We start from the raw sequence: 25,233 nt of genomic DNA on the forward strand, positions 1-25,233 counted from the left end.
AAATATTACTATTTATCAAGTAATAAAAACATTATTTAATTTTTGTCATTTCTCTTTGATGAACTTCTTTTCTTAGTCCAGAACTAGAAAATCGATGGTCTCTGGTATTAAAATATAATTCAATACCTTTCGCTTCACAATACATCCTACCAGTAAAATTTTGTTCACGATATTCATCACCGACAATTCTAACATCAATTTTAAAAGATCGTAATATATCTTCTAAATCCTGTTCAGTAGCATAAGGAACAATCTCATCAACAAACTTACACCCTTTTAATTGAATATATCGCTCCACTACAGTTTGTGCTGGCTGATTTTTTTCAGGGCGATCCAACGTTGGGTCGGTTTGCAAGCCAACGATCAAATAATCACAATGAAGTTTAGCCTCTTCTAACATTTTTACGTGTCCCGCATGAAATAAATCGAAAGCACTAAAAGTTATTCCAATTTTCATTTTTAATCAATTACTGGTATTAAATATTTAAAATTTAATTAACAAACTGTGTATTTCTCATTCCTCGAAAATCAATTTGTACGAGTGGGAAACTTAAAATTCACACTTTTAAACATCAATTTTCTACTTACTTTAGGAACTTCTAAAAACAGAAAAATCTATTTGTTAAAGCCTAAAACAAATAATCCCACCCTCTTCAATATCCAAAACTCATTTTTCAGCTCCTTTTGGGGTAGGCTAAACCAAAAATTTAACTTTTAACTGCAAATTCTTTCAACAACCTTCTCACTACCAAACCCAAAACCACAAAAAATTCAGCCAATAAGCCTCCAATTGCTAATCCTTTAGCTTTCCCAAAACGTTCCTTAGGCAATGGTAAAATAGGTCGGTCAATAACCTGAATTAAAGGTGTTTCTTTACGCACCGCCACTTTTGCCAGTTCCGTTTGTTTGACCAATTCCGTTAAGATGGCTGTATTGGCCTGTACATCTACTTGCCTACGTGCAGATGGAGCACGACGCACGTTAAGCGCAGGATTCAGCATAAAAGTATTGTCATTGGCTACTGCTACTCCAGTAATGGCTCCGTTAAGTTCAGCACGAATAGAATCGGTTTGACGTTCCAAAATTTCCATATTCATGCGTGCCTTTTTACTTTTAGTATCAACATAAAATTTACCAACTTGTTTTGCAAGTGCTTCACAAAATCGAAGCGAAAATTGTTCATCAGTAGAAGTCACATCCATGGATATAATGGCAATCTTTTTATCTTTTTGTCCAACAGATAAAGAAGATTTGGATAAATTTTGATAGATTATCCCCAAAATACTGTCATGAACTCTTGTAAAATATTTACGTTTAGTATTGGGTAAAAATTGTATGCCCATAAATTTAGGATTATCATTCCAACTGTCCCTCCATTTATTGTTTTGAATATACATTTCGGCCAAAGAAATTTCTTTTCCGTTTACCGTAACTGGAGTCATCAAGGTTAGTTCTACCATGGTGCGAGACTTGAACAACTCCGTCAAATTGGAACCGGAAAAGATACTTCCTCCACCGCTTCCCAAATCAATCCCAAACGAACTTGCCAATCCAAGTGCACCTCCTAATCCACCACCCGATTTTTCATCTTCCAATGCAAATGTCAATGTTGCGGTATAGATCGGTTTCTTGATAAAAGAGTAAGCCAATCCTAAAGCAGCACCTACTATCCCTGCCAATACAATGATTTTCCATTGAGACAGTAAATAAGTATACCACTCCTTAACTTTTTCAATCAATTCTTTTAAAGAAATTTCGTCGTTCGGTATTTGTTGTTCCATAAATAATATGGTTCTATTTTTTAAAATTTTAGATTCTATCAAAAAAAATTATATACTTGACTTGTAGACACACCCCCTACCCCTCTTAAGAAGGGAATTAGAGTGAATAAATATCAATGTACTGGTTATTCTCTTAACCTGTCACACCCCCTACCCCCTCTCAAGAGGGGAATTGGAGCGGATAACTTATTTAAAAGCTGTAACAATCAACAATGCTAAGCTGGTAATCACACTTCCAATACTTACCCATTCGCCTGTTGTTAACTTATGTTGCTCTGGTTTTTCGGGAACAACTATTTGTGAACCTGGAGTTACAGTTGGACTCGTTCTAAAAAACAATAACACGTTGTGTGATACTGCAGCTTGTCCGTTAGGATAAATAATATATGCCTTTTTTCTCCATCCTTTTGCATCCAGACCGCCTACTGCATCCAAATAATAATTGAATCCTTTACCACTTTTGTACGGTATCTCAGAAGTCAAAAGCACATTTCCTGCCACTTTAACTGTTTCATTGAAAGGAGAAACTTCTATTTCGTCACCCGGTAACAATGTAACATTTGCATTACTATTTTGATTTTTAGACACTTTATCCCAATCTACCGGAATAGTGGCAAATTTCAGATCCTCTTTTAATTTCTTTTTCAGTTTGTTTTGGATACTGTCTTTTTTACCCAAATTCATATTTACATTCTCTAAAGCTTCTATTTGGTCTTTTTTTATCGGCCTCTTTATTTTTATTCCATTCAAACTTGCCAAAGAAGTAAGCCCACCAGCTCTTTGAATTACACTATATATTTTTTCTTTTTTATTAACCAAAACATATTTACCTGGATACGCAACAGCACCTCCTATTAAAACCATTTCGGGTTTGTCATTGACAGCCATTCTCCTAATGTTGACCACATCAAAAGGTTTTAACTCAAAATTAGTGGCTTGTTCATTAGACTCTGGGTTAATCTCAATAGTAAACAACTCTACTTTATTAGGATTTTTTTCATCAATTTCTTCTGCACGAATCATTCGGGCAATTTCTACACGTTTGGACGCTGAACCGGTCAAACCACCTGCTGCAACAATAAGATCATTTAGTGTTAAATTATCCTGGAAATCATACACATTTGGATTTTTGATTTCACCATCTATAGTCACCTTATAATCTTCTTTAAAATCCAAAATAGAATACACGGTTACTCGGTCTTCTTTATTCAATTCTATATTGGCACTAACGTCAGCATTCATGGCCTTTGCTAAATCAACATTGACAATCTCAGTCGTTAAATCTTCTTTTAATCGAATGATTCTAGCCCTTTTAAGATAAGCATCTTCTTTTAATCCTTCGGCTTGTCGAATTAAATCTGCAACACGCATACCTGCATGAAAAGAATAAGTATCAGGTCTAAAAACAGCTCCGTCGATAATAATACGGTTTTCAAAACGATTTAATATTTTCGATATTCGAAACACGTCACCGTTCACAGGCACATAACTGCTGTACTGGGCTGCCTGAATATCAGCTACCTTAAATTCTTTACCTGTTTTTTGGAGTACATTTACAGAAGCGGTATAGGCAAACTCATTAAAACCAGAAGCAAAATTCAATAAATCAGAAAAACGCTCTCCTTTTTTCATTTCGAAAATACCAGGACGTTTAGCTTCTCCTTCAACTGTAACCCTATTAGTATAAGCTGGAATACGAATGACATCATTATCTTTCAATCCCACATTGTCTGATTGATTCCCACTAACCAAAAACCGATAAATATCAATATTCTTATATACCTGGTTATTACGAATCAACTCAATATTTCTATAACTTCCGTTCTTACTTGGCCCTCCTCCCAAAAACAACGCATTATACACAGTAGCCAGAGAAGAAATAGAATAATTCCCCGGTTGTTTACTTCCTATAATAGTAACTTTAATCGTTCTAATACGGCTTAAACTCACCCCTACCTGTGATTGTCCTGAACGAACAGTGCTGTACACTCTTGAAATTGCACCTTTAATTTTTTGGGTAGCGGCTTCAATCGTCATTCCCGAAACCGAAATCTGTCCAACATATTGAATATTGACTTTTCCCTCAACAGATACAGGAACATTATCACTGAACTCCTGAACTCCATTAACACTAATCTGCAACTCATCACCAGGACCTAAAACATAGTTCACAGGTGTAGCCAAATTCAAATTCGGTTGAAAATTCAAAGTAGGATTATCAAACAACTCCGAACCAAAAACAAGGGAATTCAAACTGTCTTTGACTTTCTTGTTTACTATTTTCTCTTGTTTACGCAAAGCATCGTCATCACTTTCCTCTTCATCTTCAGACTTCAAATCATTGGATTTCTTTTTGGCTACACTTTTGTTAGCTGTCGGTTTAGTTCCTTCCGGAAGAGCAAGGCGTTTTTTCAATTTAGCGAATTCAGAGGCACTCATTCCTTTGGATAGCGCCATAGCTTCTGCTTGATCAATCGTGACATTATTATTTTGTAGCTGTGTTTTTATTTTGGCAATATCTCCGTCTGATAAATAATCAACTCTTACCGTACTAAGATCATTTCCTTTTAAAATATCTTGGGCAACAATCGAATTGCTAAGAAAAAGAGCCATAAAAATAGCAATTACCGTAATTAGTTTTTTCATAGTTTTATTAAACCTAATATAATATATTTTAACTTATTCTATTTTTTTAGAGAGAATTAAAGTGAGTCAGTAGACAAACAAAGTTCCTACTTGTATTATTCACCTTCACCCTTCACCCCTTTTTGATAACCACTTGACACGGCTTCGCCGCTGTGAGTCCCATACAGGTCCACCTTTCTTATTTTTTTGCAAAACTACGTTAAAAAAAGAGTAATTTCTCTTTTCTTTTGACGTTTTTTAAAGATTTAATCTTATTAATAAAAACAAAAAAATAAAGCCAATAAATAACTAAAACCGAAATAATTAACAGCAAAAATTCTTTATTCTTTATTCTTTATTCTTTATTCTTTATTCTTTATTCTTTATTCTTTATTCTTTATTCTTTATTCTTTATTCTTTATTCTTTATTCTTTATTCTTTATTTTACAATCTCAATTCTTAAATCTTAATTTTCTTTTCAACTTTAAGAACACAACCCAAAGACTCAAGCACAAGAATATAGTGATTGTGTTTTACCTCCTGTACTACGGCTGATTGTGCAACAAATGGCCCAGATTCTAAAACTATCTTGTCTCCTTTTTGCCATTTATCAACCATTATTTCAAAAGTATCTGGTATATCCAACCAATTTTGAATAGCCTGAATCTCTTTTTCCTTTACTATAGCAGGCTTTCCTAACCAAAACAAGTACCGAATCGCTCCAGGTATCGAAAAAACAACATTCCTTTCTTTTTCTTCAACTTGAACAAAAATATAGGAATTAAATAATGGAACTTCAACTTTCTTCTTACGATCTGACCATTGATGGACCTTAGTTATCAACGGACAATAAGCTATAATTCCAGCTTCATTCAACCGTTCCGCAACTTTCTTTTCCCACTTGGGCTTTGTGTAAACTACGTACCAGTTCATTTCAATCCATTTTTACGTTCCACTTCACCTCTTTAAACCCACTCCCAAACTTTACAAATTACGAATACTGTTTCTCATAATAAGTAGCATACGCTCCCGAAGTCACATTATTCAACCAATCTTGGTTATTTAAATACCAATCAATGGTAATCTCCAATCCTTCTTCAAAAGTAACTGATGGCTTCCACCCTAATTGCGTATTGATTTTTGAGGCATCGATGGCATAACGCAAATCATGTCCCGGTCTGTCTTTCACGTAAGTAATCAATTGAGCCGATTCCCCAATAGTTCTACCCAACTTTTGATCCATCAATTGACATAAAACTTTTACTAAATCGATATTTTTCCACTCATTAAATCCACCAATATTATAGGTTTCATGATTCTTTCCATCATGAAAAACCAAATCAATTGCAACAGCGTGATCTTTTACAAACAGCCAATCACGAGTATAATTCCCATCCCCATAAACTGGTAGCGGTTTGTTATTGATGATATTATTAATAAACAACGGAATCAATTTTTCTGGAAAATGATTAGGCCCGTAATTATTGGAACAATTTGTAATTACATAAGGTAATCCATAAGTTTCACCATAAGCTCGCACAAAGTGATCTGAACTCGCTTTGGATGCCGAATACGGTGAATTTGGATCATACGGAGTTGTCTCTGTAAACAATCCTTCAGCCCCAAGCGAACCATAAACTTCATCAGTACTCACATGATAAAAACGCTTTCCTTCAAAATTCCCCAACCATTGTTTTTTGGCTGCGTTCAATAAATTCATTGTTCCAATCACATTGGTTTTCACAAAAGCCAAAGGATCTTCAATAGAACGATCCACATGCGACTCTGCCGCTAGATGAATCACTCCGTCAAACTGTTGCTGTATAAACAATTCATTTATAAAATGTTCATCAGTAATATCTCCTTTTACAAAAGTATAATTTGGCTCTTTTTCAATATCCTTGATATTTTCCAGATTCCCAGCATACGTCAAAGCATCCAAATTAAAAATCTGATAACTTGGATAGTTCTTCACAAATCTCCTCACGACATGTGAACCTATAAATCCTGCTCCTCCTGTAATAAGTATCTTTTTCATTTTTATATTTTTTTATCTAAATTCTATTCTCTATTTCTATCCTCTTCAAATTGAAATTCTTATTGCAATTGATATTGATTTTGATAGTCTCAAAGCTTCCCATCTACACCATCAGTCAAAACACCTTTAACATCATAAAGCACACTAAGTTCTTTTCTCAAAGAAGTTATATCCATTGTCCTAAATTGTGCATGGGCTACTCCCAAAACAACAGCATCAAAAGTGGTTTTTGGCTTCTCATTCACCATCGTTATTCCATATTCATGCAATACGGCTGCGGGATTTGCCCATGGATCAAAAATAGTCACTTGAATACCATAATCTTCTAATGCTTTTACCACATCTACTATTTTGGTATTTCGTACATCGGGGCAATTTTCCTTAAAAGTAATTCCTAGCATTAATAAACTAGCGCCATTGATAGTCACACCTTTTTTGATCATTAGCTTCACCACCTGAGAAGCTACATATTCACCCATACTATCATTCAAACGACGTCCTGCCAATATTATTTCCGGATGATAACCTTTTTCCTGCGCTTTTTGTGCTAAATAATAGGGATCTACTCCTATGCAATGCCCTCCAACTAAACCTGGTTTAAATGGCAAAAAATTCCATTTGGTTGCGGCGGCCTTTAAAACTGCACTTGTATCAATATCCAAAAGATTGAAAATTTTCGCCAATTCATTAACAAAGGCAATATTGATATCTCTTTGGGAGTTTTCTATAACTTTAGCGGCTTCAGCCACCTTTATCGAAGGGGCAAGATGTGTACCAGCAGTAATAACCGATTGATACAATTCGTTTACTCTTTGACCAATCTCAGGTGTGGATCCCGAAGTTATCTTTAAAATTTTTTCCACAGTATGTTCTTTGTCGCCTGGATTAATTCTTTCGGGTGAATATCCTGCAAAAAAATCCACATTGAATTGCAATCCCGAGACTTTTTCCAAAACAGGAACACATTCTTCTTCGGTCACTCCAGGATAAACAGTCGACTCATAAATCACAATATCCCCTTTTTTCAGGACAGACCCTACCGCTTCACTGGATTTGTATAATGGCGATAAATTAGGGCGATTATTTTTGTCTACAGGAGTTGGAACTGTAACAATATAATATGTACAATCGGCGATGTCTGCAATTTGCGAAGTACAATATAAGCCTTTTTGGTCTGTCGGATTTTGAACCAACACTTTTTGCAACGTTTCATCATCAACTTCAAGAGTACTGTCTGTACCCGATTGCAAAGCCTCAACCCTTGACACATTGATATCGAATCCCACAACAGAAAATTGCGTAGCAAACAATCGAGCCAAAGGCAAACCTACATAACCCAAACCTATTACTGCAATTTTTATATCTGTATTCAATCTCTCTAACTATTGTCGTTATAAAAAATAATCCTAATCCTTAACTCTTTTTAGCATTTGATTCGAACTAAATTTGACGGCAAATGTACTAAAAATAAGAATCCAATTTTAGTAAAAAAAACGGCTATTGTGCCCTAAAAAAAGTTTTTTAACTCCAAAATTCATAAACAATTAACAATCAACAAAAAAACATTTTTAAAAGCCAAAAAAAAAGTTAAAAAATCACCATTTTTAGTGATGCCAAAAACAGCAATAAACAAACACTTTTCAACGCACCAAATAAGGTTAAAATCGCCATCATAAAAATGGATAAAACACAATAAAACATTAGGGATAATCTTCTGATTAAAAAAGAGCTAACTTTGAAAGTAGCTCTTTATCCTAATTACCTGTCTAAGCTTTTAAACTCTTAAACTTTTCGCCCATCAAGAACCAATAGCCTGATAAACAAAACCGATAGCTTCTAATTTTGTTTTATCCAAAATATTTCTTCCGTCAAAAACAAAAGCGGGTTTTTGCATTCCGTCATATATCTTTTGCCAATCATAATGTACAAATTCATCCCATTCGGTAAGTACCGCGATTGCATGGGCTTTTTCACAAGAAAGATAAGGATCCTCAGAAGTAAATATACTTTTTTCATTTTCTTCTAAAGTTCTCGTTTCCAGATAATCCAAATCGGAAAGTATTTTTTTTCGGGATACTTTCGGGTCGAACACTGCAATTTTAGCGTGTTCATTAATCAAATCATCAGCGACGTAAATAGCTGCTGATTCTCGGGTATCGTTGGTATCTTTCTTGAAAGCCCAACCCAAAAAAGTAATCTTTTTATCAGCTACGGTATTATAAAGCGTTTGCACAATATTATTTGAAAAACGGCGCTTTTGATGGTCATTCATAATAATTACCTGTTCCCAATAATCGGCTACTTCATTCAACCCGTATGATTTTGCGATATAAACCAAATTCAAAATGTCTTTTTGGAAACAAGATCCCCCAAATCCAACCGAAGCTTTCAGGAATTTAGAACCAATTCGGCTGTCCATTCCAATAGCTCTTGCAACCTCATTCACATCGGCACCTGTTTTTTCGCAAAGCTCAGACATTGCATTAATGGATGAAATTCTTTGTGCCAAAAAAGCATTGGCAGTCAATTTTGATAATTCCGAAGACCAAACATTTGTAGTTAATATTTTTTCTGGACTTACCCAATTGGAATACACATCAACCAAAGCCTTAATCGCTTTTTGTCCTTCTACTGAATAATCTCCTCCAATCAAAATTCGGTCTGGACTTAATAAATCCTGAACAGCAGTTCCTTCAGCCAAAAATTCTGGATTGGAAAGAATCTGAAACTGCACTCCATTTCCTGTAGAATCAAGGATACTTTTAATCGCTTCAGCCGTACGTACCGGCAAAGTCGATTTCTCAACAACAATTTTATCACCTTTAGCAACTTTAGCAATCTGCCTGGCACACAATTCAATGTATTTCAAATCAGCAGCCATCCCTTTTCCTTTTCCGTAGGTTTTGGTTGGTGTATTTACCGATATAAAAATGATTTGAGCTTCATCAATTGCTTTTTCAACATCAGTAGAAAAAAACAAATTTCTTCCCCTCGCTTCAGCTACAATTTCTGATAATCCCGGTTCATAAATTGGAATATTTTCGGTGTTTTTATCATTCCATGCTAAAATTCTTTCTGTATTCAAATCGACAACCGTAACTTGAATCTGTGGGCATTTTTGTGCTATTACTGCCATCGTAGGACCTCCGACATAGCCTGCCCCGATGCAACAAATCTTTGTAATTTCCATATTCTTTCTTCTATATTCTTTCCCTATTCTCTATATTCTATTTTCTTCTTTCTAAAATATACTATCTACTAAGATTATTCCAATACCAACCCACTGCTTCTTTGAGCCCTTCCTGTAAAGAAAATTTTGGATTATAACCTAAAATAGTTTTTGCCTTATCAATACTAGCCAATGAATGAGGAATGTCACCTGCTCTGTTAGGTCCATATTCAATTGTAACTTCGGCAATTTTTGAATCATATTCTGCCAAATATTTCTTTAAATAACCTACCAAATCATTTAAAGTATTGCGATCACCATAAGCGGTATTGTAAACGGTATTTACCGCTTCAGGATTTTCTGTTGTCATTGCCAATTCATTCATCTGAATGACATTATCAATATAAGTAAAATCCCTTGAATAATTTCCATCTCCATTTATTTTGGGACTTTCATGTTGCATCAATTGCATAACAAATTTTGGGATAACCGCCGCATAAGCTCCATTAGGATCTTGTTTGCGTCCAAATACATTAAAATAACGCAGACCGATAGTTTCTAGCCCGTAAGTTCTGCTGAAAATTTCGGCATACAATTCGTTTACATATTTCGTTATGGCATAAGGAGAAAGTGGTTTCCCAATCACATCTTCCACCTTTGGCAAACCCACAGAGTCACCATAGGTCGAAGAACTGGCAGCATAAACAAATCGTTTTACATTGGCATCACGAGAAGCTACCAACATATTCAAGAACCCGGAAACATTGACATCATTGGACGTAATAGGGTCATTTATTGACCGGGGCACAGAACCCAATGCTGCTTGATGCAACACATAATCAACTCCTTCTACAGCCTTTTGACAAGTATCCAGACTACGAATATCACCTTCTATTAAATTAAAATCTTTGTCATCTATAAAGTCTTTTAAATTATGACGATGCCCTGTAGCAAAATTATCCAAGCAAACCACTTGGTATTCTTTGGACAAAAAATATTCACATAAATTAGACCCAATAAATCCGGCACCTCCCGTAATCAATATTTTCTTTTTATTATTTCCTGTCATTTCTGATTTATTTTTAAGCAGCTATTTCTATTTTTTCCTGCTCATAATTTTTTCGACAAAACTTTTCTCTTTTTCAACCTCATGATAGCCACTGGAATAATTACCACTTCCATAACCATATCCATAACCATAACCACCTCCATACTTGGCTTTATTCTCAAAGCCATTCAAAATGATGCTCGTATTATGAAGTTCTTCGCGACTTATTCTATTGTTGAGCAATGTTATCATTCCTTTTTTGGTGAAATTTTGTCTAACTATATACAACGAAACATCACAATACTGATCCAGTTCCAATGAATCAGCCACAAGCCCAACAGGAGGAGTATCCAAAATAATATAATCGTACTTTGCCTTTAATTCCTCCATTAATTCTTTCATTGCATCACCTAAAATCAATTCAGATGGATTGGGCGGAACAGGTCCTGAAAATATAACATCAAGAAAAGGAACCGGAGTATGATTCACAATTTCATCTAGATTTTTGTCTTTAATCAAATAATTAACAACCCCTACCGTATTTGTCAGATTAAATTCATCAAACAATCTGGGTTTTCTCAAATCCATTCCCACAATCACAGTCTTTTTTTCGCTTAAAGCAAAAACCGTAGCAATATTTATCGAACAAAATGTTTTCCCTTCCCCACTTACCGATGAAGTTATCATCAATGTCTTGGCTCCATCCACATTATTCTTTTTATACAAAAATTGCAACGAAGAACGAATCGCCCTGAAAGATTCTGATAATGCCGACTTTGGCTTTTCGAATACAGCCAAATTATTTTGATCCAAATTTACCCCCACAATTCCAATTACAGGAATATTTGTCAATTTGCTGATATCATCTGGATTTTGGATACTATTGTTTATAAAATACAAAACAATAATAATCAATAAAGGAATCAGCAACCCCAGAAAAAGTGCCAAAACATAATTCACTCCAGTCTTTGGTCCAATAAGTCCTCCACCAATATCTTTGGCCGGATCAATAAAATGAATATCCGAAAGATTGGCCGCTTTTACAATATCAGCCTCACTTCGCTTTTGAAGAAAAGTGCTATAAATATTATCATTTAAATCGTATTTTCTTTTGATTTTTATTAATTCTTGCTGATCATCTGGAAATCGTTTAATCTTACTCTCAGCCTGATTCACTTTGCTCTGTACCATGGCCAAATCATATTCTAGAGATGATTTTGCCGTGCCAATATTTTCAAGCAAAACGTTTTTGATGGCTTCCATCTGATTGTCAAAATCCCTGAATATTTTTTCGCTTTTTACAGCATAAGCCATCTCCGATCGTTGAGTAGAAAGTGCTATTAATTTGGACACATTGACAACAATATTTGGATCCTCAATTCCCGCAACAGAAGGTGCTGGTAATTTTGAATAATCAACACTGTTTTTTAGATACGATTTTAAGGAATTATAATAAGCCATTTTACGGTTTATGGCATCTTTTTCAACATCAAAATCAAGGATTTTATTCGAAAATTTTTCGGCTCCACCACCTTCAACATCGTAAATATTTTTACCTTTTCTGAAAGATTTCAACTCGTCACCCGTTTGTTTTAGTTGGGATTCCATAGCGACAAGTGTACTGTCAATAAAATTAATAGTGTTGGTCGCAAATTGGTTTTTACTATCCAACTGCCTTTTTATCAGCATATTTACGGTTGCATTCAGATATTCAACCATTCGGGCTTTATTGGTACCCTGCATTCCCAAAGTAATGATAGAACTCCCTCTATCATCAGTTTTAACATTAATATTTCTGTAACCCGAAACCGTTCCGTCAAAATCATTAAATCGCACAAAGTACTCATTTCCCTTATAAAGTCCCGGCTTATCGTTTATTTGCAAAGTCCAGTTCAAAAATGGCAAAGACACTTTTTGTCCCACTTTATATCGTTTCACAAATTCACCTTCTACAACCGAAGTGGTACCATAACTATTGTCTGAATAATGGATAACTGAAACCGATGTCCCATCAAATGGAACTCTAATTTCATACTCATTTTCAGTGATAAACTTAACTTTTATAAGGTTTCCAGCAAGTTGCCCCTGTTTTTTATCAATCTCGACATGAAACGGAACGGCTCCATAAGCATCGACAAGATTGTATTTTCCCTGCACCAAATAATCGATATAAAACTGCAACTTATCTACTACCAACTCGTTATGAGAACGGGATTGCAATGTGGTGGAAATGGTCTGCATTTGATCTGAAGCTCCTCCCCAGTTGAAAACCAAATTGGTACTTGATGTAAAAAGCGGATTGGTTTCTTCCTTAACCGAAATTAATGTCTCAATTCCATAAATTTTCTCCTTTCGGATATTTATCTGATAGGCAATTACAAATGCAATGGTTAAAGACAGTAAAAACCATTTCCAATAACTCAATATCTTGATTAAAAACCCCTTAAAATCAAAAGTAGGCTGATTTTCGAAAACCGTAAAATCCTTAATATCTAACATATTTTGAAATTGATTTTAATTTTTAACCAACAAAAAAACGGAAGTTAATAATGAAAACAATGTAATAAGTGTTGTCAAAGACTGAAGTCCCGTACTACCTGTCCCCCATGTTTTTTGCTTGAGTGGTTTTACGTAGATATAATCATTAGGCTGCAAAAAATAATACGGCGAGTTCATCACATTGATATTGGTCAAATCCAAATCTTTCATCTCGGTTCCGTTTGGCGTTTGTCTTATAATAGTCACCGATTTCCTGTCTCCAGTGGTGGTTATATCACCTGCATTGGCAATAGCTTCCATTATGTTCACTTTTTCCTGAAACAGAGTTTTGGTACCGGTACTGCCCACTTCCCCGTTTATAGTATATCGAAAACCGGCTAATTTTACTACCACAAAAATGCTCGCGTTATCTTTAAAATAGTCAGCCAAGAGTTGTTTTTCAATTTTAATTCTAACTTCTTCCAAAGTAAATCCCAAAACATTCATTTCTCCCAAAACAGGAATCCGAATATTTCCATGATCATCAACTGTGAAACCGTCAAAATACAATCCAGATTCTGATTGACTGGTTTCAGAACCATTGGCGGTCGGATTGAAAATAGACACAAGTTTTGGATCCGAAGCTTTTATTGAAATACTTAACACGTCATGAGTCTGCAAACGATAAGGTTTCGATTCTATCATTGTAACCGCTTCTTCATTAGAAGAATTATCTTTTTTTTGAAGATAAACCAAATCTTTTACCGGAATACAGGATGTAAACAACACACTGATAAATAGAAAAATAAAGAGTAAACGTTTGTTCATTCGTGTCAATTTAGTAACAAATATAGTTTTTTTCAATTAGTATAAAAAAAGCATCACGCTCAATAAACCTTTTAATTTGTTTTTAATGATTTTTCAAAAGGAACTCTTTGCAATATACTTCGACCGAGAGTTACTTCATCTGCATATTCCAACTCATCACCAACAGCAATCCCTCTTGCAATTGTTGAAACTATGACTGACGAATCAGCTATTTGCTTATAAATATAAAAATTGGTCGTATCCCCTTCCATTGTTGAGCTCAGGGCAAATATTATCTCGTTTACTTTTTCGGACTTAACTTTCTCCACCAATGAATTAATAGTAAGCTGACTCGGGCCCACGCCGTCAATTGGCGAAATTTTCCCTCCCAAAACATGATAAATCCCTCTAAATTGACCTGTATTTTCGATGGCCATTACATCCCGAATATCCTCTACAACACAAATAATCTGATGGTTTCGGCTTGGATTGGCACAAATTTCACAAACTTCACTATCTGAAATATTATGACAGCTATTACAATATTTGATTTCTTCCCGCATGGTTACCAACGCTTGAGACAAAAATGTAGTCTGTTCTTTGGGTTGTTTTAAAAGATGCAAAACCAATCGCAAAGCTGTCCGTTTGCCTATTCCGGGCAATTGTGACATCTCGTTAACTGCTTTCTCTATTAATTTTGATGAAAATTCCATGGCTACAAAAGTAAGCAATTTGACAAACTGCCCTTTAGAAAATTAAATCTTTAATACTTATTTATTGACAGCAAAACTAATGTACAGGCAGTTTCATACTTTATATTATTCAACTCCAACAATTGATAAAACTCTGGATTTTCGGTTCCGGGATTAAACAAAACGCGTTTAGGTCTTGCTTCAACTATATAATTATAATAATCACGTTGATGAGAAGGATTAAGATAAAGTGTAACGGTATCGATGTTTTTTAATGGAATTGTTTTAGTTTGGATTTTTACCCCTGCCACTTCTCCTGCATTTTGACCAATCGCAAGAACAGAATGACCTTTTTCAACCAATTTTTCAATAGCCAGAAAAGCATATCTGGACTGTTTTATTGAGGCTCCTAAAACTAATGTTTTTTTATTTTTTGTCATTTTAAATAATATAAGTTACAAAAGTAATCAAAAAGGATTAAGCCACTAACTAAATGATTCCCTAAAGCACCAAAACTCCACAAAGATTACTTTAAACAATTCTTATTTTTCAATCCTTTTTTTTAAATAAACAATTCTATAACACTTATTTAAACTTATTCTTTCATAAATTCGTAATTTCGCAACCAAAAACCAAAACTGAATGGATTTATTTATTTACTTATTTGTAGCATTATTCTCGGTATTAAATCCAATAGGAACAGTTCCGATTTTTGTTGGTCTTACCCAAAACGATTCAAAACAGGAATGCTCCAGAATTTCATTATGGACTTCGATAAACGTATTCTTGATTTTGATTATTTCATTTTTTATTGGAAAATATGTTTTGAATTTCTTCGGAATTAGCATTGATTCTTTAAGAATTGCTGGCGGATTAATCATCGTGAGTTCGGGGTTTTCTTTGCTTTCGGGAAAATTCAACAAAAAAAGGGGAATCAATAAAAAGATTGAAAACGAAGCCCAGAAAAGAAATGATATCGCCTTAACTCCTTTGGCTATGCCAATGCTTGCAGGACCCGGCTCCATCTCTTTATTGATTGCATTTTATCAAGAACATAATGCTACCAACGAACTTATAGTTGCCTCATTGGCAATAATAGCAATCGCCTTCACAATTTTCATTATTCTTAGGAGTGCACATTATCTGGCCCAAATACTTGGAGCTTCGGGCATCGTTGCCATTTCAAGAATTGTTGGTTTTATTGTTGTCGCGATTGGTATCCAATACATCGTAAGTGCTCTTATCAATATCGTAAAAGGTAATTTGATGTAGTTCCAAAAAATAATCAATAAAAATTCCCAAATTCCAATTGTTAATGTTTGGGATTTGGGAATTTAAACTTTGGAATTTATTTTTTATTCTCTTGGCAGGAAAATTTCGGCCATCATACATCGAGCACTACCTCCGCCACAAGCTTCAATTGTATCTAGATTTGAACTCAAAATAGTCACATGTTCCTCTAATTGGGCAATCTGCTTTTTGGTCAGACTTTTATATGCCGAGTCACTCATTACCAAATACCTTCTATCATCAGTACCTTTAACTTCAAGCATATTTCCAGCAAAATTATTCAATTGATCTTCGGTAATTAAAACAACTTCTTTTTCGTCTCCCTTCAGACTTTCAAGAACCATTTTTCGCTCTTTTTTATCATCGATACAATCGGCGCAAACAACGGCAAAAGTCTCACCAATACACATCATTACATTGGTATGGTAAATCAATTTTCGTTCCTTGTTGACAGTATGAAAAGCCTCAAAAATTACGGGAGTAAATTCAAAATCTTCACAAAATTCAATAAACAATTCTTCATCAGCTCTTGGAGAAAGTGCACAATAGGCCTTACCATTCTCTCTATCCAGCAATAAGCTTCCTGTTCCTTCAAGGAAAAAACCGTCTTCTTCGGCAGAAGTATAATCCATAATATTATCGATTATAAATCCTTTATCTTCCAAAGTATCCAGAATATCTTCACGACGTTCCAGACGACGATTCTCGGCAAACATAGGATACAACGCTACGTCTCCATTTTCATGAAAAGAAATCCAATTGTTTGGAAAAATACTGTCTGGTGTATCCGAACCCTCTTTGTCATCAACCACAGTTACATCTACCCCAACAGCGCGAAGTTTTTCAACAAAAACATCAAATTCCTGTTGCGCTTTTGCATTTACGGTCGCTGGCAAAAGTCCGTCCAAAACTTTTTGATAATAATTATTCACTGCCGTTTGTTCATTCATACGGAATGCAACTGGCCTAATCATCAAAATGGAGTTTGTTGTTTGTTTCATATTCTAATTTTTTATTGTTCCAAAAATCAACTGGCTAAAGGTAAACAATAAAACCAAAATCATTTGTTAATCTCTTACTAAAGGTAAAGTAGAGCACCTTAACAGACCTTCTTGTTTGGCGATTTCAGCATAGGGAATTTCCTCAACCACAAACCCATTGGCACGCAACCAATTATTCAATCTCGTAAAATTCTTTTCAGAAACCACAACATTTTCAGCTATCGAAAACACATTGGAATTCATATTATACATTTCTTCCCTTGTAATATGAAAAAGATTCTCTTTTCCAAAAAGATTCACAAGAAACATATAATCTGCCTCTTCCCTAAATCCTCTCTTATAAATAATTCCTTTATCCTTACCTACTGGCTGAAAACAACAATCAAGATGCAAAGCATTATCCCGGGCTTCAATTTTTGATTTAACCAAATCAAATTCTTTTATTTTTTTTTCAGGAAAAAGGTTCTTAATAAAATTCACTCCTTGCATATTGGTTCTTGCCGTGATGTAATTAGAATAATCACTTCCCTTGTAAGTCCCGATAAAAATATAATCGTTCCAAAGCATAACATCACCTCCCTCGATATGAACATCTTCAGGTGGGCGAACCACATTTTCAGGATTTATCTGATCGATTACATACTGAATGGCATCCAATTCCCTTTCACGATCGGGCAAAATATTTGATTTAACAAAAGTATCATCAATCACAAAACCAATATCCCGAACAAAAATCTGGTTGTAATTATCAATCATTTCTGGACGTAAAACAGTGACCCCATATTTTTGAAATACCGAATTAAAAGCTTCCATTTCAGCAACCATATCTGCTTCAACTGGGTAAGTATTGGCTAGAATATGTTCCAAAGATTTAGGATCGTACGCTTCTTCTGCTTTTGGCGTTGGCCCGTTGCTAATTGCAGTCCCCAAAACTACCACCCTCAACCTGGAAGTTTCATTCTTAACATTTAATTTCAGCATTGTTATATTGTTTTTAGTCAAAGATAAAAAAAAAGCTTCACCGTAAAAGTGAAGCTTCTATAATCTATTTTAAGAATTATTATTTAACATAATCTCTCAAAGGATAACCTGTATAAACTTGTCTTGGTCTTCCTATCGGTTCTTTGTTTTCTCTCATTTCTTTCCATTGAGCGATCCAACCCGGTAATCTTCCAATTGCAAACAATACAGTAAACATATCGGTTGGGATTCCTAAAGCTCTATAAATAATTCCTGAGTAAAAATCTACGTTTGGATATAAATTTCTTGATTTGAAATACTCATCTTCCAAAGCAGCAGCCTCCAATTTTTTGGCGATTTCAAGAATTGGGTCATTTACTCCCAAAGTTGCTAGAACATCATCTGCAGCTTTCTTGATTATTTTGGCTCTTGGATCAAAGTTTTTATAAACTCTATGACCAAATCCCATCAATCTAAAAGGATCGTCTTTATCTTTAGCTTTCGCTAAATATTTATCTGCATCACCTCCAGAAGCATGAATTTCCTCAAGCATTTCAAGCACTGCCTGATTTGCACCACCATGCAAAGGCCCCCACAAAGCAGAAACTCCAGAAGATATAGAAGCAAATAAGCCAGCATGAGAAGACCCCACCATTCTTACTGTTGATGTAGAACAGTTTTGTTCGTGGTCAGCATGAAGAATAAATAGTTTATCCAATGCATCAACAATAACAGGATTTACAGCATAAGGTCCTGTAGGCAACTTAAACATTAAACTCATGAAATTTTCAACATATCCTATGGTATTATCATAATAATTCAAAGGATACCCCATACTTTTTCTATAAGTCCAAGTAGCAATAACTAAAAATTTTGCAATTGTTTTACAAATTGCGTCATACATATCTTTTTCGTTATTAACATCTACAGATTTTGGGTGAAACGCAGTCAAAGCACTTGTCAAAGCTGATAAAACCCCCATTGGGTGGGCTGTACGTGGAAAACCATCTATAATAATTTTCATTTCTTCACTCACTAAAGTGAATCTACGAATATCATTTTCAAATTGCTCCAATGTTTCAGCAGAAGGCAAATTTCCAAAAATCAACAAATAGGAAACTTCTAAAAAATGTGATTTTTCAGCCAAATCCTCAATTGAATATCCTCTATAACGTAAAATCCCAAGTTCTCCATCCAAAAATGTGATTTCGCTTTTACAAGCTCCAGAGTTTTTATAACCTGGATCAAGGGTAATTACACCCGATAAATCTCTTAATTTACTAATATCTATAGCAACTTCGTTCTCACTACCAACTATTATTGGCAGGTCAAACTTATTACCGTCAATTTCTAATATTGCTGTTTTTGACATATTTTTTTATGAAATAGGGTTTGATTTATAATTTATCAAAACTAAGGAATTCCAAAGTAAATTAAAAACTAATTGAACATTGAATTTGTTAAAAATTCAAAAAAAAGCCATTCATCTATGATGAATGGCTCAATTCCTATAAATTCTTTACAATTACTTTATTTTAAAAGCCTTTTTTCCGGGAAAATATGCAGAATTCCCTAATTCCTCTTCTATTCTTAGTAATTGATTGTATTTTGCCATACGATCAGAACGAGAAGCAGATCCTGTTTTAATTTGACCACAGTTTAATGCTACTGCCAAATCAGCAATTGTATAATCTTCAGTCTCTCCAGAACGGTGTGACATCACAGATGTATATCCAGCATTTTTAGCCATATTAACAGCCGCAATAGTTTCAGTCAAAGTTCCAATTTGGTTAACTTTAATCAAAATAGAATTTGCAATTCCCTTTTCGATTCCTGTTGACAAACGATCAACATTAGTCACAAACAAATCATCTCCTACTAATTGAACTCTGTTACCAATTTTTTCTGTTAACAATTTCCAACCATCCCAGTCATTTTCATCCATTCCATCTTCGATAGAAATAATTGGGTATTTAGTAGCCAATTCAGTTAAATAGTCAACTTGCTCAGCAGATGTTCTGATTTTACCAGTAGGACCTTCAAATTTAGAATAATCATACTTACCGTCTTTATAGAACTCAGAAGCAGCACAATCAAGAGCAACCATGATATCATCACCAAAAGTATAACCAGCAGCTTCAACCGCTTTTTTGATAGTATCTAATGCATCTTCAGTACCTCCAGCCAAAGTTGGCGCAAAACCACCTTCATCACCAACTGCTGTAGAAAGATTTCTATCATGCAATACTTTTTTAAGATTGTGGAAAATCTCCGTACCCATTTGCAATGCATGAGCAAAAGATGTAGCCTTAACCGGCATAATCATAAATTCCTGAAATGCGATAGGCGCATCAGAGTGAGATCCTCCATTGATGATATTCATCATTGGCAAAGGCAAAGTATTTGCAGAAACTCCACCAACATATCTATACAAAGGCAGACCTAATTCCTCAGCTGCAGCTTTTGCAACTGCCAAAGAAACACCTAAAATTGCATTAGCTCCTAAGTTAGATTTAGTTGAAGTACCATCTAAATCAATCATCATTTGATCAATAAGATTTTGTTCAAAAACAGAAGTTCCAACTAACTCTTCAGCAATTTTAGTATTTACATTTTCAACGGCCTTCAAAACTCCTTTTCCTAAGAAAGCTTTTCCTCCATCACGTAATTCATGTGCCTCATGCGCTCCAGTAGAAGCTCCAGAAGGAACAGCAGCTCTTCCTAAAACCCCATTCTCAGTAATTACATCAACCTCTACAGTAGGGTTCCCTCTTGAATCAAAAATTTGTCTAGCGTGAATTTTAACGATAATACTCATTATTCTTATTTTTAATGTTATTAATTTGTATTTTAATCAAAATTAAACAAAAAAATCTACAAGTCTTCATTAAAAAAACGTTAATATCTTTTTATTTATTAACGATAACGTTTTAGCCTTATACGGATTTAATATTTTCTATAAATTGATCAAAAAGATAAGAAGAATCATGTGGTCCCGGACTTGCTTCAGGGTGATATTGTACAGAAAAACAATTTTTATTTTTCATCCTCATACCTGCTACTGTCTCATCATTCAAGTGCAAATGCGTAATTTCTAAATCCGGATGATTTTCCAATTCTTCTTTATTTACAGCAAATCCGTGGTTTTGAGAAGTAATTTCCCCTTTACCAGTAATAATATTTTTTACAGGATGATTTATACCCCTGTGACCATTGAACATTTTATAGGTCGAAACACCATTTGCCAAAGCAATAACCTGATGTCCTAAACAAATACCAAACAATGGTTTGTTATTTTCTAAAATTTCTTTTGCAACCTGAATAGCACCATCTAGAGGATCTGGATCCCCAGGGCCGTTTGAAAGGAAGAAACCATCTGGATTAAAAGAAGCCAATTCAGAATAAGATGCATTATATGGAAAAACCTTAATATAACAATCTCTTTTGGCTAAGTTGCGCAAAATATTTTCTTTAATTCCTAAATCTAAAGCAGAAATCTTATACTTTGCATTTTCGTCACCATAAAAATAAGGTTCAAGAGTAGAAACTTTTGAAGCTAACTCAAGACCTTTCATATCTGGAACCTCTGCCAATAATTTTTTTAATTCTTCAAGAGGTGTATCATCTGTACAGATAACTGCATTCATAGCACCATTATCACGAATATAACTCACTAAAGCTCGAGTATCAACATCAGATATGCAGATTAAATTTTGCTTAGCAAAATAATCTTCCAAACTTCCGGATGAATCGGTTCTGGAATAATTAAAACTAAAATTTTTACAAATTAAACCTGCAATTTTAATGCTATTAGATTCAACTTCTTTATCATTTACTCCATAATTTCCGATATGAGCATTTGTAGCAACCATTAATTGCCCAAAATAAGAAGGATCCGTAAAAATCTCTTGATAACCGGTCATACCAGTATTAAAACAAACTTCTCCAAAAGTTTTTCCACTAATTCCTATTGACTTTCCGTGGAATATTGTTCCGTCACTTAATAATAGAATAGCGCTTTTTCGTGTTGTATATTTCATGTCTAATTTAATATTGTGCAAATTTAGATTTTTAAAACAGTGAACGCAACGTTTTTCTACGAATAATTCTGTCCATTTGAAACTCAATTCAAAAGCATAACAAAATGACAACAAAATGTTTTAAAAACATCCCCTAATATATTCTAGAAAGCGAACAACTATATCACTATTTCTATATCTGACAAATAGCTAAAAGAGCAATAATTGCCAGTTTATTTTATAAAAAAATCAAAAAAAAAAGGATAAACTATAAATAGCTTATCCTTTATTATTATCGAATGATTATTTTCATAATTATTCAGCAGCGTCTGCTGTTGGTTCAGCTTCAGCAGCTGGAGCTTCAACAACTCCTTCAGCTTTTTTAGCTTTTCCACCACGACGGCTTTTTGCTTTTTTAACTTCTTTTTTACCTCCGTTGTAAAGTTCATTGAAATCTACTAATTCGATCATTGCCATATCAGCATTATCTCCTAAACGATTTCCAACTTTAATGATACGAGTGTATCCTCCTGGACGATCACCTACTTTAGCAGCTACATCTCTGAACAAATCAGTAACAGCATATTTGCTACGTAAGTAAGAAAAAACGATACGACGATTATGTGTAGTATCAGATTTTGATTTTGTTATAAGCGGCTCAACAAATTGTTTAAGCGCTTTAGCTTTAGCAACAGTAGTGTTAATACGTTTGTGCTCGATAAGAGAACAAGCCATATTAGCCAACATAGAACTTCTATGTGCAGTCTGTCTGCTTAAGTGATTGAATTTTTTTCCGTGTCTCATTGCTTTATGAAATTTAACCCTGATTAAACAGGATTAGATTATTCTTTATCTAGTTTGTATTTTGCTAAATCCATACCGAAGGTCAAATTTTTAATTGCCACTAGTTCATCTAGTTCAGTTAAAGATTTTTTACCGAAATTACGGAATTTCATTAGGTCATTTTTATTGAACGATACTAAATCACCAAGTGTATCAACTTCAGCCGCTTTCAAACAATTTAATGCTCTAACAGAAAGATCCATATCAACAAGCTTAGTTTTAAGCAATTGTCTCATATGTAATGACTCTTCGTCATAAGATTCTGTTTGTGCAATTTCATCAGCCTCAAGTGTAATTCTTTCATCAGAAAACAACATGAAATGGTGAATTAGAACTTTAGCAGCCTCAGTAAGAGCGTCTTTAGGATTGATAGATCCGTCAGTTTTTATTTCAAAAACTAATTTTTCATAATCTGTTTTTTGCTCTACACGGAAGTTTTCAATAGCATATTTTACATTTTTTACCGGAGTAAAAATAGAATCTGTAAAAATTGTTCCAATTGCAGCATTCTGTTTTTTGTTCTCTTCAGCAGGAACATAACCTCTACCTTTTTCGATAGTTAAATCGAAATTCAGTTTGATTTTACTATCTAAATTACAGATAACAAGTTCTGGATTCAAAACTTGGAAACCTGATATGAATTTTTGAAAATCTCCAGCTGTCAATTGATCTTTACCAGAAACAGAAATAGTAACTGATTCATTATCTATATCCTCAATCTGACGTTTGAAACGTACTTGTTTAAGATTAAGAATAATTTCGGTAACATCTTCAACAACTCCTGAAATAGTAGAAAACTCATGATCTACACCTTCTATACGAACTGATGTAATAGCATAACCTTCTAATGCTGAAAGCAAAACTCTTCTAAGTGCATTACCAACAGTCAATCCGTATCCAGGTTCTAAAGGTCTAAATTCAAATTTACCTTCAAAATCGGTTGAATCGATCATGATAACTTTATCGGGCTTCTGAAAATTAAATATTGCCATAAATTTCGACTAAGTCAATTATTATTTGTTGTACAACTCTACGATTAATTGTTCTTTAATGTTTTCTGGAATTTGAAGTCTTGCAGGTACAGAAACAAAAGTTCCCTCTTTAAGATCATTGTTCCAAGTAATCCATTCATAAACATGACTTGAATTAGATAAAGAACGTTCGATAGCTTCTAATGATTTAGATTTTTCACGAACTGCAACTTTATCACCAGGCTTAAGGTGGTAAGAAGGTATATTAACTACTTCACCATTTACGGTAATATGTCTGTGAGATACGATTTGACGAGCACCTCTTCTAGAAGGAGCTATACCCATTCTAAAAACAACATTGTCCAATCTTGCTTCACATAATTGTAATAATACCTCACCAGTAACTCCTTTAGTAGCTGATGCTTTTTCGAATAAATTTCTGAATTGTTTTTCTAAAATTCCATAAGAATATTTAGCTTTTTGCTTTTCCATTAACTGAACAGCATACTCAGATTTTTTTCCTCTTTTTTTAGCCATCCCGTGTTGTCCAGGTGGGTAATTTCTTTTTTCGAAAGCTTTGTCGTCTCCGAAAATTGCCTCGCCAAATTTACGAGCGATTTTGGTTTTTGGACCAGTATATCTTGCCATTTTAAAAAAAATTTAAGGTAGAGATTATGAATTCAGGTCGTATCCTTCGATAATCTATGTTCTACCTTTGTTATACTATAATAAATTTGAGTAATTAAACTCTACGTCTTTTTGGAGGACGACATCCATTATGAGGCATTGGAGTAACATCAATAATTTCTGTAACTTCAATTCCTCCATTGTGCAAAGAACGTATAGCAGACTCACGTCCGTTACCTGGTCCTTTAACATAAACTTTTACTTTTTTAAGTCCAGCTTCAAGAGCTACTTTACTACAATCTTCTGCTGCCATTTGAGCTGCATATGGAGTATTCTTTTTAGAACCTCTAAAACCCATTTTACCAGCTGATGACCAAGAAATAACTTCACCTTTTTTATTTGTCAAAGAAATGATGATGTTATTGAAGGTAGCAGAAATATGAGCCTCACCCGTTGATTCAACGATAACTTTACGTTTTTTTGTTGTTGCTTTAGCCATATTACTTATTATTTAGTTGCTTTTTTCTTGTTAGCAACAGTTTTTCTTTTACCTTTTCTTGTTCTAGAGTTGTTTTTAGTTCTTTGCCCTCTTAAAGGAAGACCAGATCTGTGACGAATACCTCTATAACATCCAATATCCATTAAACGTTTGATGTTCAAAGAAATTTCTGAACGCAATTCACCTTCAATTTTGAAAGATGAAACTGCCTCACGAATCGCTCCGATTTCGTCATCATTCCATTCTTGAACTTTTTTATCTTGGCTAACTTGAGCTTTTTCTAAAATCTCAATAGCTCTACTTTTTCCTAATCCGAAGATGTAGGTAAGTGCAATAACACCTCTTTTGTTTTTTGGGATGTCTACCCCTGCTATTCTTGCCATAA

At 34.3% G+C, this 25,233-nt stretch carries 23 protein-coding genes; 1 reads left to right on the forward strand and 22 read right to left on the reverse strand.

From position 1 onward, the window contains the following. Nucleotides 1-31: 31 nt before the first annotated feature. From EM308_RS00790 to EM308_RS00845, 12 genes are all read right to left on the reverse strand, one after another. Complete coding sequence (locus EM308_RS00790) at nt 32-457, reverse strand: adenylyltransferase/cytidyltransferase family protein (protein ID WP_035637378.1); 426 nt, start codon at nt 455-457, stop codon at nt 32-34. A gap of 250 nt (nt 458-707) precedes the next feature. Continuing rightward, entirely contained in the window at nt 708-1,781 is a 1,074-nt protein-coding gene (locus tag EM308_RS00795) for a Wzz/FepE/Etk N-terminal domain-containing protein (protein WP_035637376.1), read from the reverse strand. Nucleotides 1,782-1,967: 186 nt separating this feature from the next. Then, the gene (locus tag EM308_RS00800; RefSeq protein ID WP_035637374.1) at nt 1,968-4,427 is read right to left on the reverse strand and encodes an SLBB domain-containing protein; all 2,460 of its coding nucleotides are present in this window, start codon (nt 4,425-4,427) and stop codon (nt 1,968-1,970) included. A gap of 438 nt (nt 4,428-4,865) precedes the next feature. Next, entirely contained in the window at nt 4,866-5,339 is a 474-nt protein-coding gene (locus EM308_RS00805) for a UpxY family transcription antiterminator (RefSeq protein ID WP_035637372.1), read from the reverse strand. A gap of 58 nt (nt 5,340-5,397) precedes the next feature. Further along, the gene (gene rfbB / locus EM308_RS00810) at nt 5,398-6,444 is read right to left on the reverse strand and encodes a dTDP-glucose 4,6-dehydratase (protein ID WP_035637370.1); all 1,047 of its coding nucleotides are present in this window, start codon (nt 6,442-6,444) and stop codon (nt 5,398-5,400) included. A gap of 89 nt (nt 6,445-6,533) precedes the next feature. After that, nucleotides 6,534-7,817 carry a nucleotide sugar dehydrogenase gene (locus EM308_RS00815; protein ID WP_035637368.1) on the reverse strand — a complete coding sequence of 428 codons (1,284 nt, stop codon included), beginning with the start codon at nt 7,815-7,817 and terminating at the stop codon, nt 6,534-6,536. A gap of 425 nt (nt 7,818-8,242) precedes the next feature. Beyond that, nucleotides 8,243-9,634, reverse strand: coding sequence for a UDP-glucose 6-dehydrogenase (locus EM308_RS00820; protein WP_035637365.1), 1,392 nt, complete (start codon nt 9,632-9,634; stop codon nt 8,243-8,245). Nucleotides 9,635-9,695: 61 nt separating this feature from the next. After that, the gene (locus tag EM308_RS00825; RefSeq protein ID WP_035637363.1) at nt 9,696-10,682 is read right to left on the reverse strand and encodes an SDR family oxidoreductase; all 987 of its coding nucleotides are present in this window, start codon (nt 10,680-10,682) and stop codon (nt 9,696-9,698) included. A 27-nt stretch (nt 10,683-10,709) separates the two neighbouring features. Beyond that, nucleotides 10,710-13,160, reverse strand: coding sequence for a polysaccharide biosynthesis tyrosine autokinase (locus EM308_RS00830; RefSeq protein ID WP_035637360.1), 2,451 nt, complete (start codon nt 13,158-13,160; stop codon nt 10,710-10,712). 15 nt (nt 13,161-13,175) lie between these two features. After that, nucleotides 13,176-13,967, reverse strand: a complete 792-nt coding sequence (locus EM308_RS00835) for a polysaccharide biosynthesis/export family protein (protein ID WP_035637358.1) — start codon at nt 13,965-13,967, stop codon at nt 13,176-13,178. A 71-nt stretch (nt 13,968-14,038) separates the two neighbouring features. Next, nucleotides 14,039-14,659: a recombination mediator RecR gene (gene recR / locus EM308_RS00840; protein WP_035637356.1), complete on the reverse strand. Its 621-nt coding sequence runs from the start codon at nt 14,657-14,659 to the stop codon at nt 14,039-14,041. Nucleotides 14,660-14,709: 50 nt separating this feature from the next. Continuing rightward, nucleotides 14,710-15,078: a CoA-binding protein gene (locus EM308_RS00845; protein WP_035637354.1), complete on the reverse strand. Its 369-nt coding sequence runs from the start codon at nt 15,076-15,078 to the stop codon at nt 14,710-14,712. Between the two features lie 202 nt (nt 15,079-15,280). Here EM308_RS00845 and EM308_RS00850 point away from each other — a divergent pair, with 202 nt between their 5' ends. Beyond that, complete coding sequence (locus tag EM308_RS00850) at nt 15,281-15,910, forward strand: MarC family NAAT transporter (RefSeq protein ID WP_035637351.1); 630 nt, start codon at nt 15,281-15,283, stop codon at nt 15,908-15,910. Nucleotides 15,911-15,993: 83 nt separating this feature from the next. Here EM308_RS00850 and ctlX read toward each other — a convergent pair whose 3' ends face one another. The 10 genes from ctlX to rpsM all read right to left on the reverse strand — a co-directional run bounded on the left by ctlX (nt 15,994) and on the right by rpsM (nt 25,231). Continuing rightward, nucleotides 15,994-16,929 (reverse strand): citrulline utilization hydrolase CtlX, encoded by a 936-nt coding sequence (gene ctlX / locus EM308_RS00855; RefSeq protein ID WP_035637350.1) that lies wholly within the window; start codon nt 16,927-16,929, stop codon nt 15,994-15,996. Between the two features lie 66 nt (nt 16,930-16,995). After that, on the reverse strand, nt 16,996-17,910 hold the full coding sequence (locus EM308_RS00860) for a dimethylarginine dimethylaminohydrolase family protein (RefSeq protein WP_035637348.1): 915 nt from the start codon (nt 17,908-17,910) through the stop codon (nt 16,996-16,998). 79 nt (nt 17,911-17,989) lie between these two features. Continuing rightward, the gene (locus EM308_RS00865) at nt 17,990-19,261 is read right to left on the reverse strand and encodes a citrate synthase (protein ID WP_035637345.1); all 1,272 of its coding nucleotides are present in this window, start codon (nt 19,259-19,261) and stop codon (nt 17,990-17,992) included. 153 nt (nt 19,262-19,414) lie between these two features. Next, a complete protein-coding gene (gene eno, locus EM308_RS00870; RefSeq protein ID WP_035637343.1) occupies nt 19,415-20,707 on the reverse strand; it encodes a phosphopyruvate hydratase in 1,293 nt (430 codons plus the stop codon). Between the two features lie 118 nt (nt 20,708-20,825). Then, nucleotides 20,826-21,929, reverse strand: coding sequence for a glutamine-hydrolyzing carbamoyl-phosphate synthase small subunit (carA, locus tag EM308_RS00875; RefSeq protein WP_035637341.1), 1,104 nt, complete (start codon nt 21,927-21,929; stop codon nt 20,826-20,828). A 294-nt stretch (nt 21,930-22,223) separates the two neighbouring features. Then, entirely contained in the window at nt 22,224-22,712 is a 489-nt protein-coding gene (rplQ, locus tag EM308_RS00880; protein ID WP_035637339.1) for a 50S ribosomal protein L17, read from the reverse strand. Between the two features lie 38 nt (nt 22,713-22,750). Then, nucleotides 22,751-23,743 carry a DNA-directed RNA polymerase subunit alpha gene (locus tag EM308_RS00885; RefSeq protein WP_035637337.1) on the reverse strand — a complete coding sequence of 331 codons (993 nt, stop codon included), beginning with the start codon at nt 23,741-23,743 and terminating at the stop codon, nt 22,751-22,753. 21 nt (nt 23,744-23,764) lie between these two features. Then, on the reverse strand, nt 23,765-24,370 hold the full coding sequence (gene rpsD / locus EM308_RS00890) for a 30S ribosomal protein S4 (protein ID WP_035637335.1): 606 nt from the start codon (nt 24,368-24,370) through the stop codon (nt 23,765-23,767). A gap of 94 nt (nt 24,371-24,464) precedes the next feature. Next, the gene (gene rpsK, locus EM308_RS00895) at nt 24,465-24,848 is read right to left on the reverse strand and encodes a 30S ribosomal protein S11 (RefSeq protein WP_035637333.1); all 384 of its coding nucleotides are present in this window, start codon (nt 24,846-24,848) and stop codon (nt 24,465-24,467) included. Between the two features lie 8 nt (nt 24,849-24,856). Then, a complete protein-coding gene (rpsM, locus tag EM308_RS00900; RefSeq protein WP_035637331.1) occupies nt 24,857-25,231 on the reverse strand; it encodes a 30S ribosomal protein S13 in 375 nt (124 codons plus the stop codon). Between the last annotated feature and the right edge of the window lie 2 nt (nt 25,232-25,233).

The sequence above is a fragment of the Flavobacterium gilvum genome (assembly GCF_001761465.1).
Lineage (GTDB): Bacteria > Bacteroidota > Bacteroidia > Flavobacteriales > Flavobacteriaceae > Flavobacterium > Flavobacterium gilvum.

What these genes read in the sequence shown, in the direction of transcription:
- EM308_RS00790 (WP_035637378.1), bottom strand. Translation starts at nt 457, where the DNA reads ATGAAAATTGGAATAACTTTTAGTGCTTTCGATTTATTTCATGCGGGA.
- EM308_RS00795 (WP_035637376.1), bottom strand. Translation starts at nt 1,781, where the DNA reads ATGGAACAACAAATACCGAACGACGAAATTTCTTTAAAAGAATTGATT.
- EM308_RS00800 (WP_035637374.1), bottom strand. Translation starts at nt 4,427, where the DNA reads ATGAAAAAACTAATTACGGTAATTGCTATTTTTATGGCTCTTTTTCTT.
- EM308_RS00805 (WP_035637372.1), bottom strand. Translation starts at nt 5,339, where the DNA reads ATGAACTGGTACGTAGTTTACACAAAGCCCAAGTGGGAAAAGAAAGTT.
- rfbB (WP_035637370.1), bottom strand. Translation starts at nt 6,444, where the DNA reads ATGAAAAAGATACTTATTACAGGAGGAGCAGGATTTATAGGTTCACAT.
- EM308_RS00820 (WP_035637365.1), bottom strand. Translation starts at nt 9,634, where the DNA reads ATGGAAATTACAAAGATTTGTTGCATCGGGGCAGGCTATGTCGGAGGT.
- EM308_RS00825 (WP_035637363.1), bottom strand. Translation starts at nt 10,682, where the DNA reads ATGACAGGAAATAATAAAAAGAAAATATTGATTACGGGAGGTGCCGGA.
- EM308_RS00830 (WP_035637360.1), bottom strand. Translation starts at nt 13,160, where the DNA reads ATGTTAGATATTAAGGATTTTACGGTTTTCGAAAATCAGCCTACTTTT.
- EM308_RS00835 (WP_035637358.1), bottom strand. Translation starts at nt 13,967, where the DNA reads ATGAACAAACGTTTACTCTTTATTTTTCTATTTATCAGTGTGTTGTTT.
- recR (WP_035637356.1), bottom strand. Translation starts at nt 14,659, where the DNA reads ATGGAATTTTCATCAAAATTAATAGAGAAAGCAGTTAACGAGATGTCA.
- EM308_RS00845 (WP_035637354.1), bottom strand. Translation starts at nt 15,078, where the DNA reads ATGACAAAAAATAAAAAAACATTAGTTTTAGGAGCCTCAATAAAACAG.
- EM308_RS00850 (WP_035637351.1), top strand. Translation starts at nt 15,281, where the DNA reads ATGGATTTATTTATTTACTTATTTGTAGCATTATTCTCGGTATTAAAT.
- ctlX (WP_035637350.1), bottom strand. Translation starts at nt 16,929, where the DNA reads ATGAAACAAACAACAAACTCCATTTTGATGATTAGGCCAGTTGCATTC.
- EM308_RS00860 (WP_035637348.1), bottom strand. Translation starts at nt 17,910, where the DNA reads ATGCTGAAATTAAATGTTAAGAATGAAACTTCCAGGTTGAGGGTGGTA.
- EM308_RS00865 (WP_035637345.1), bottom strand. Translation starts at nt 19,261, where the DNA reads ATGTCAAAAACAGCAATATTAGAAATTGACGGTAATAAGTTTGACCTG.
- eno (WP_035637343.1), bottom strand. Translation starts at nt 20,707, where the DNA reads ATGAGTATTATCGTTAAAATTCACGCTAGACAAATTTTTGATTCAAGA.
- carA (WP_035637341.1), bottom strand. Translation starts at nt 21,929, where the DNA reads ATGAAATATACAACACGAAAAAGCGCTATTCTATTATTAAGTGACGGA.
- rplQ (WP_035637339.1), bottom strand. Translation starts at nt 22,712, where the DNA reads ATGAGACACGGAAAAAAATTCAATCACTTAAGCAGACAGACTGCACAT.
- EM308_RS00885 (WP_035637337.1), bottom strand. Translation starts at nt 23,743, where the DNA reads ATGGCAATATTTAATTTTCAGAAGCCCGATAAAGTTATCATGATCGAT.
- rpsD (WP_035637335.1), bottom strand. Translation starts at nt 24,370, where the DNA reads ATGGCAAGATATACTGGTCCAAAAACCAAAATCGCTCGTAAATTTGGC.
- rpsK (WP_035637333.1), bottom strand. Translation starts at nt 24,848, where the DNA reads ATGGCTAAAGCAACAACAAAAAAACGTAAAGTTATCGTTGAATCAACG.
- rpsM (WP_035637331.1), bottom strand. Translation starts at nt 25,231, where the DNA reads ATGGCAAGAATAGCAGGGGTAGACATCCCAAAAAACAAAAGAGGTGTT.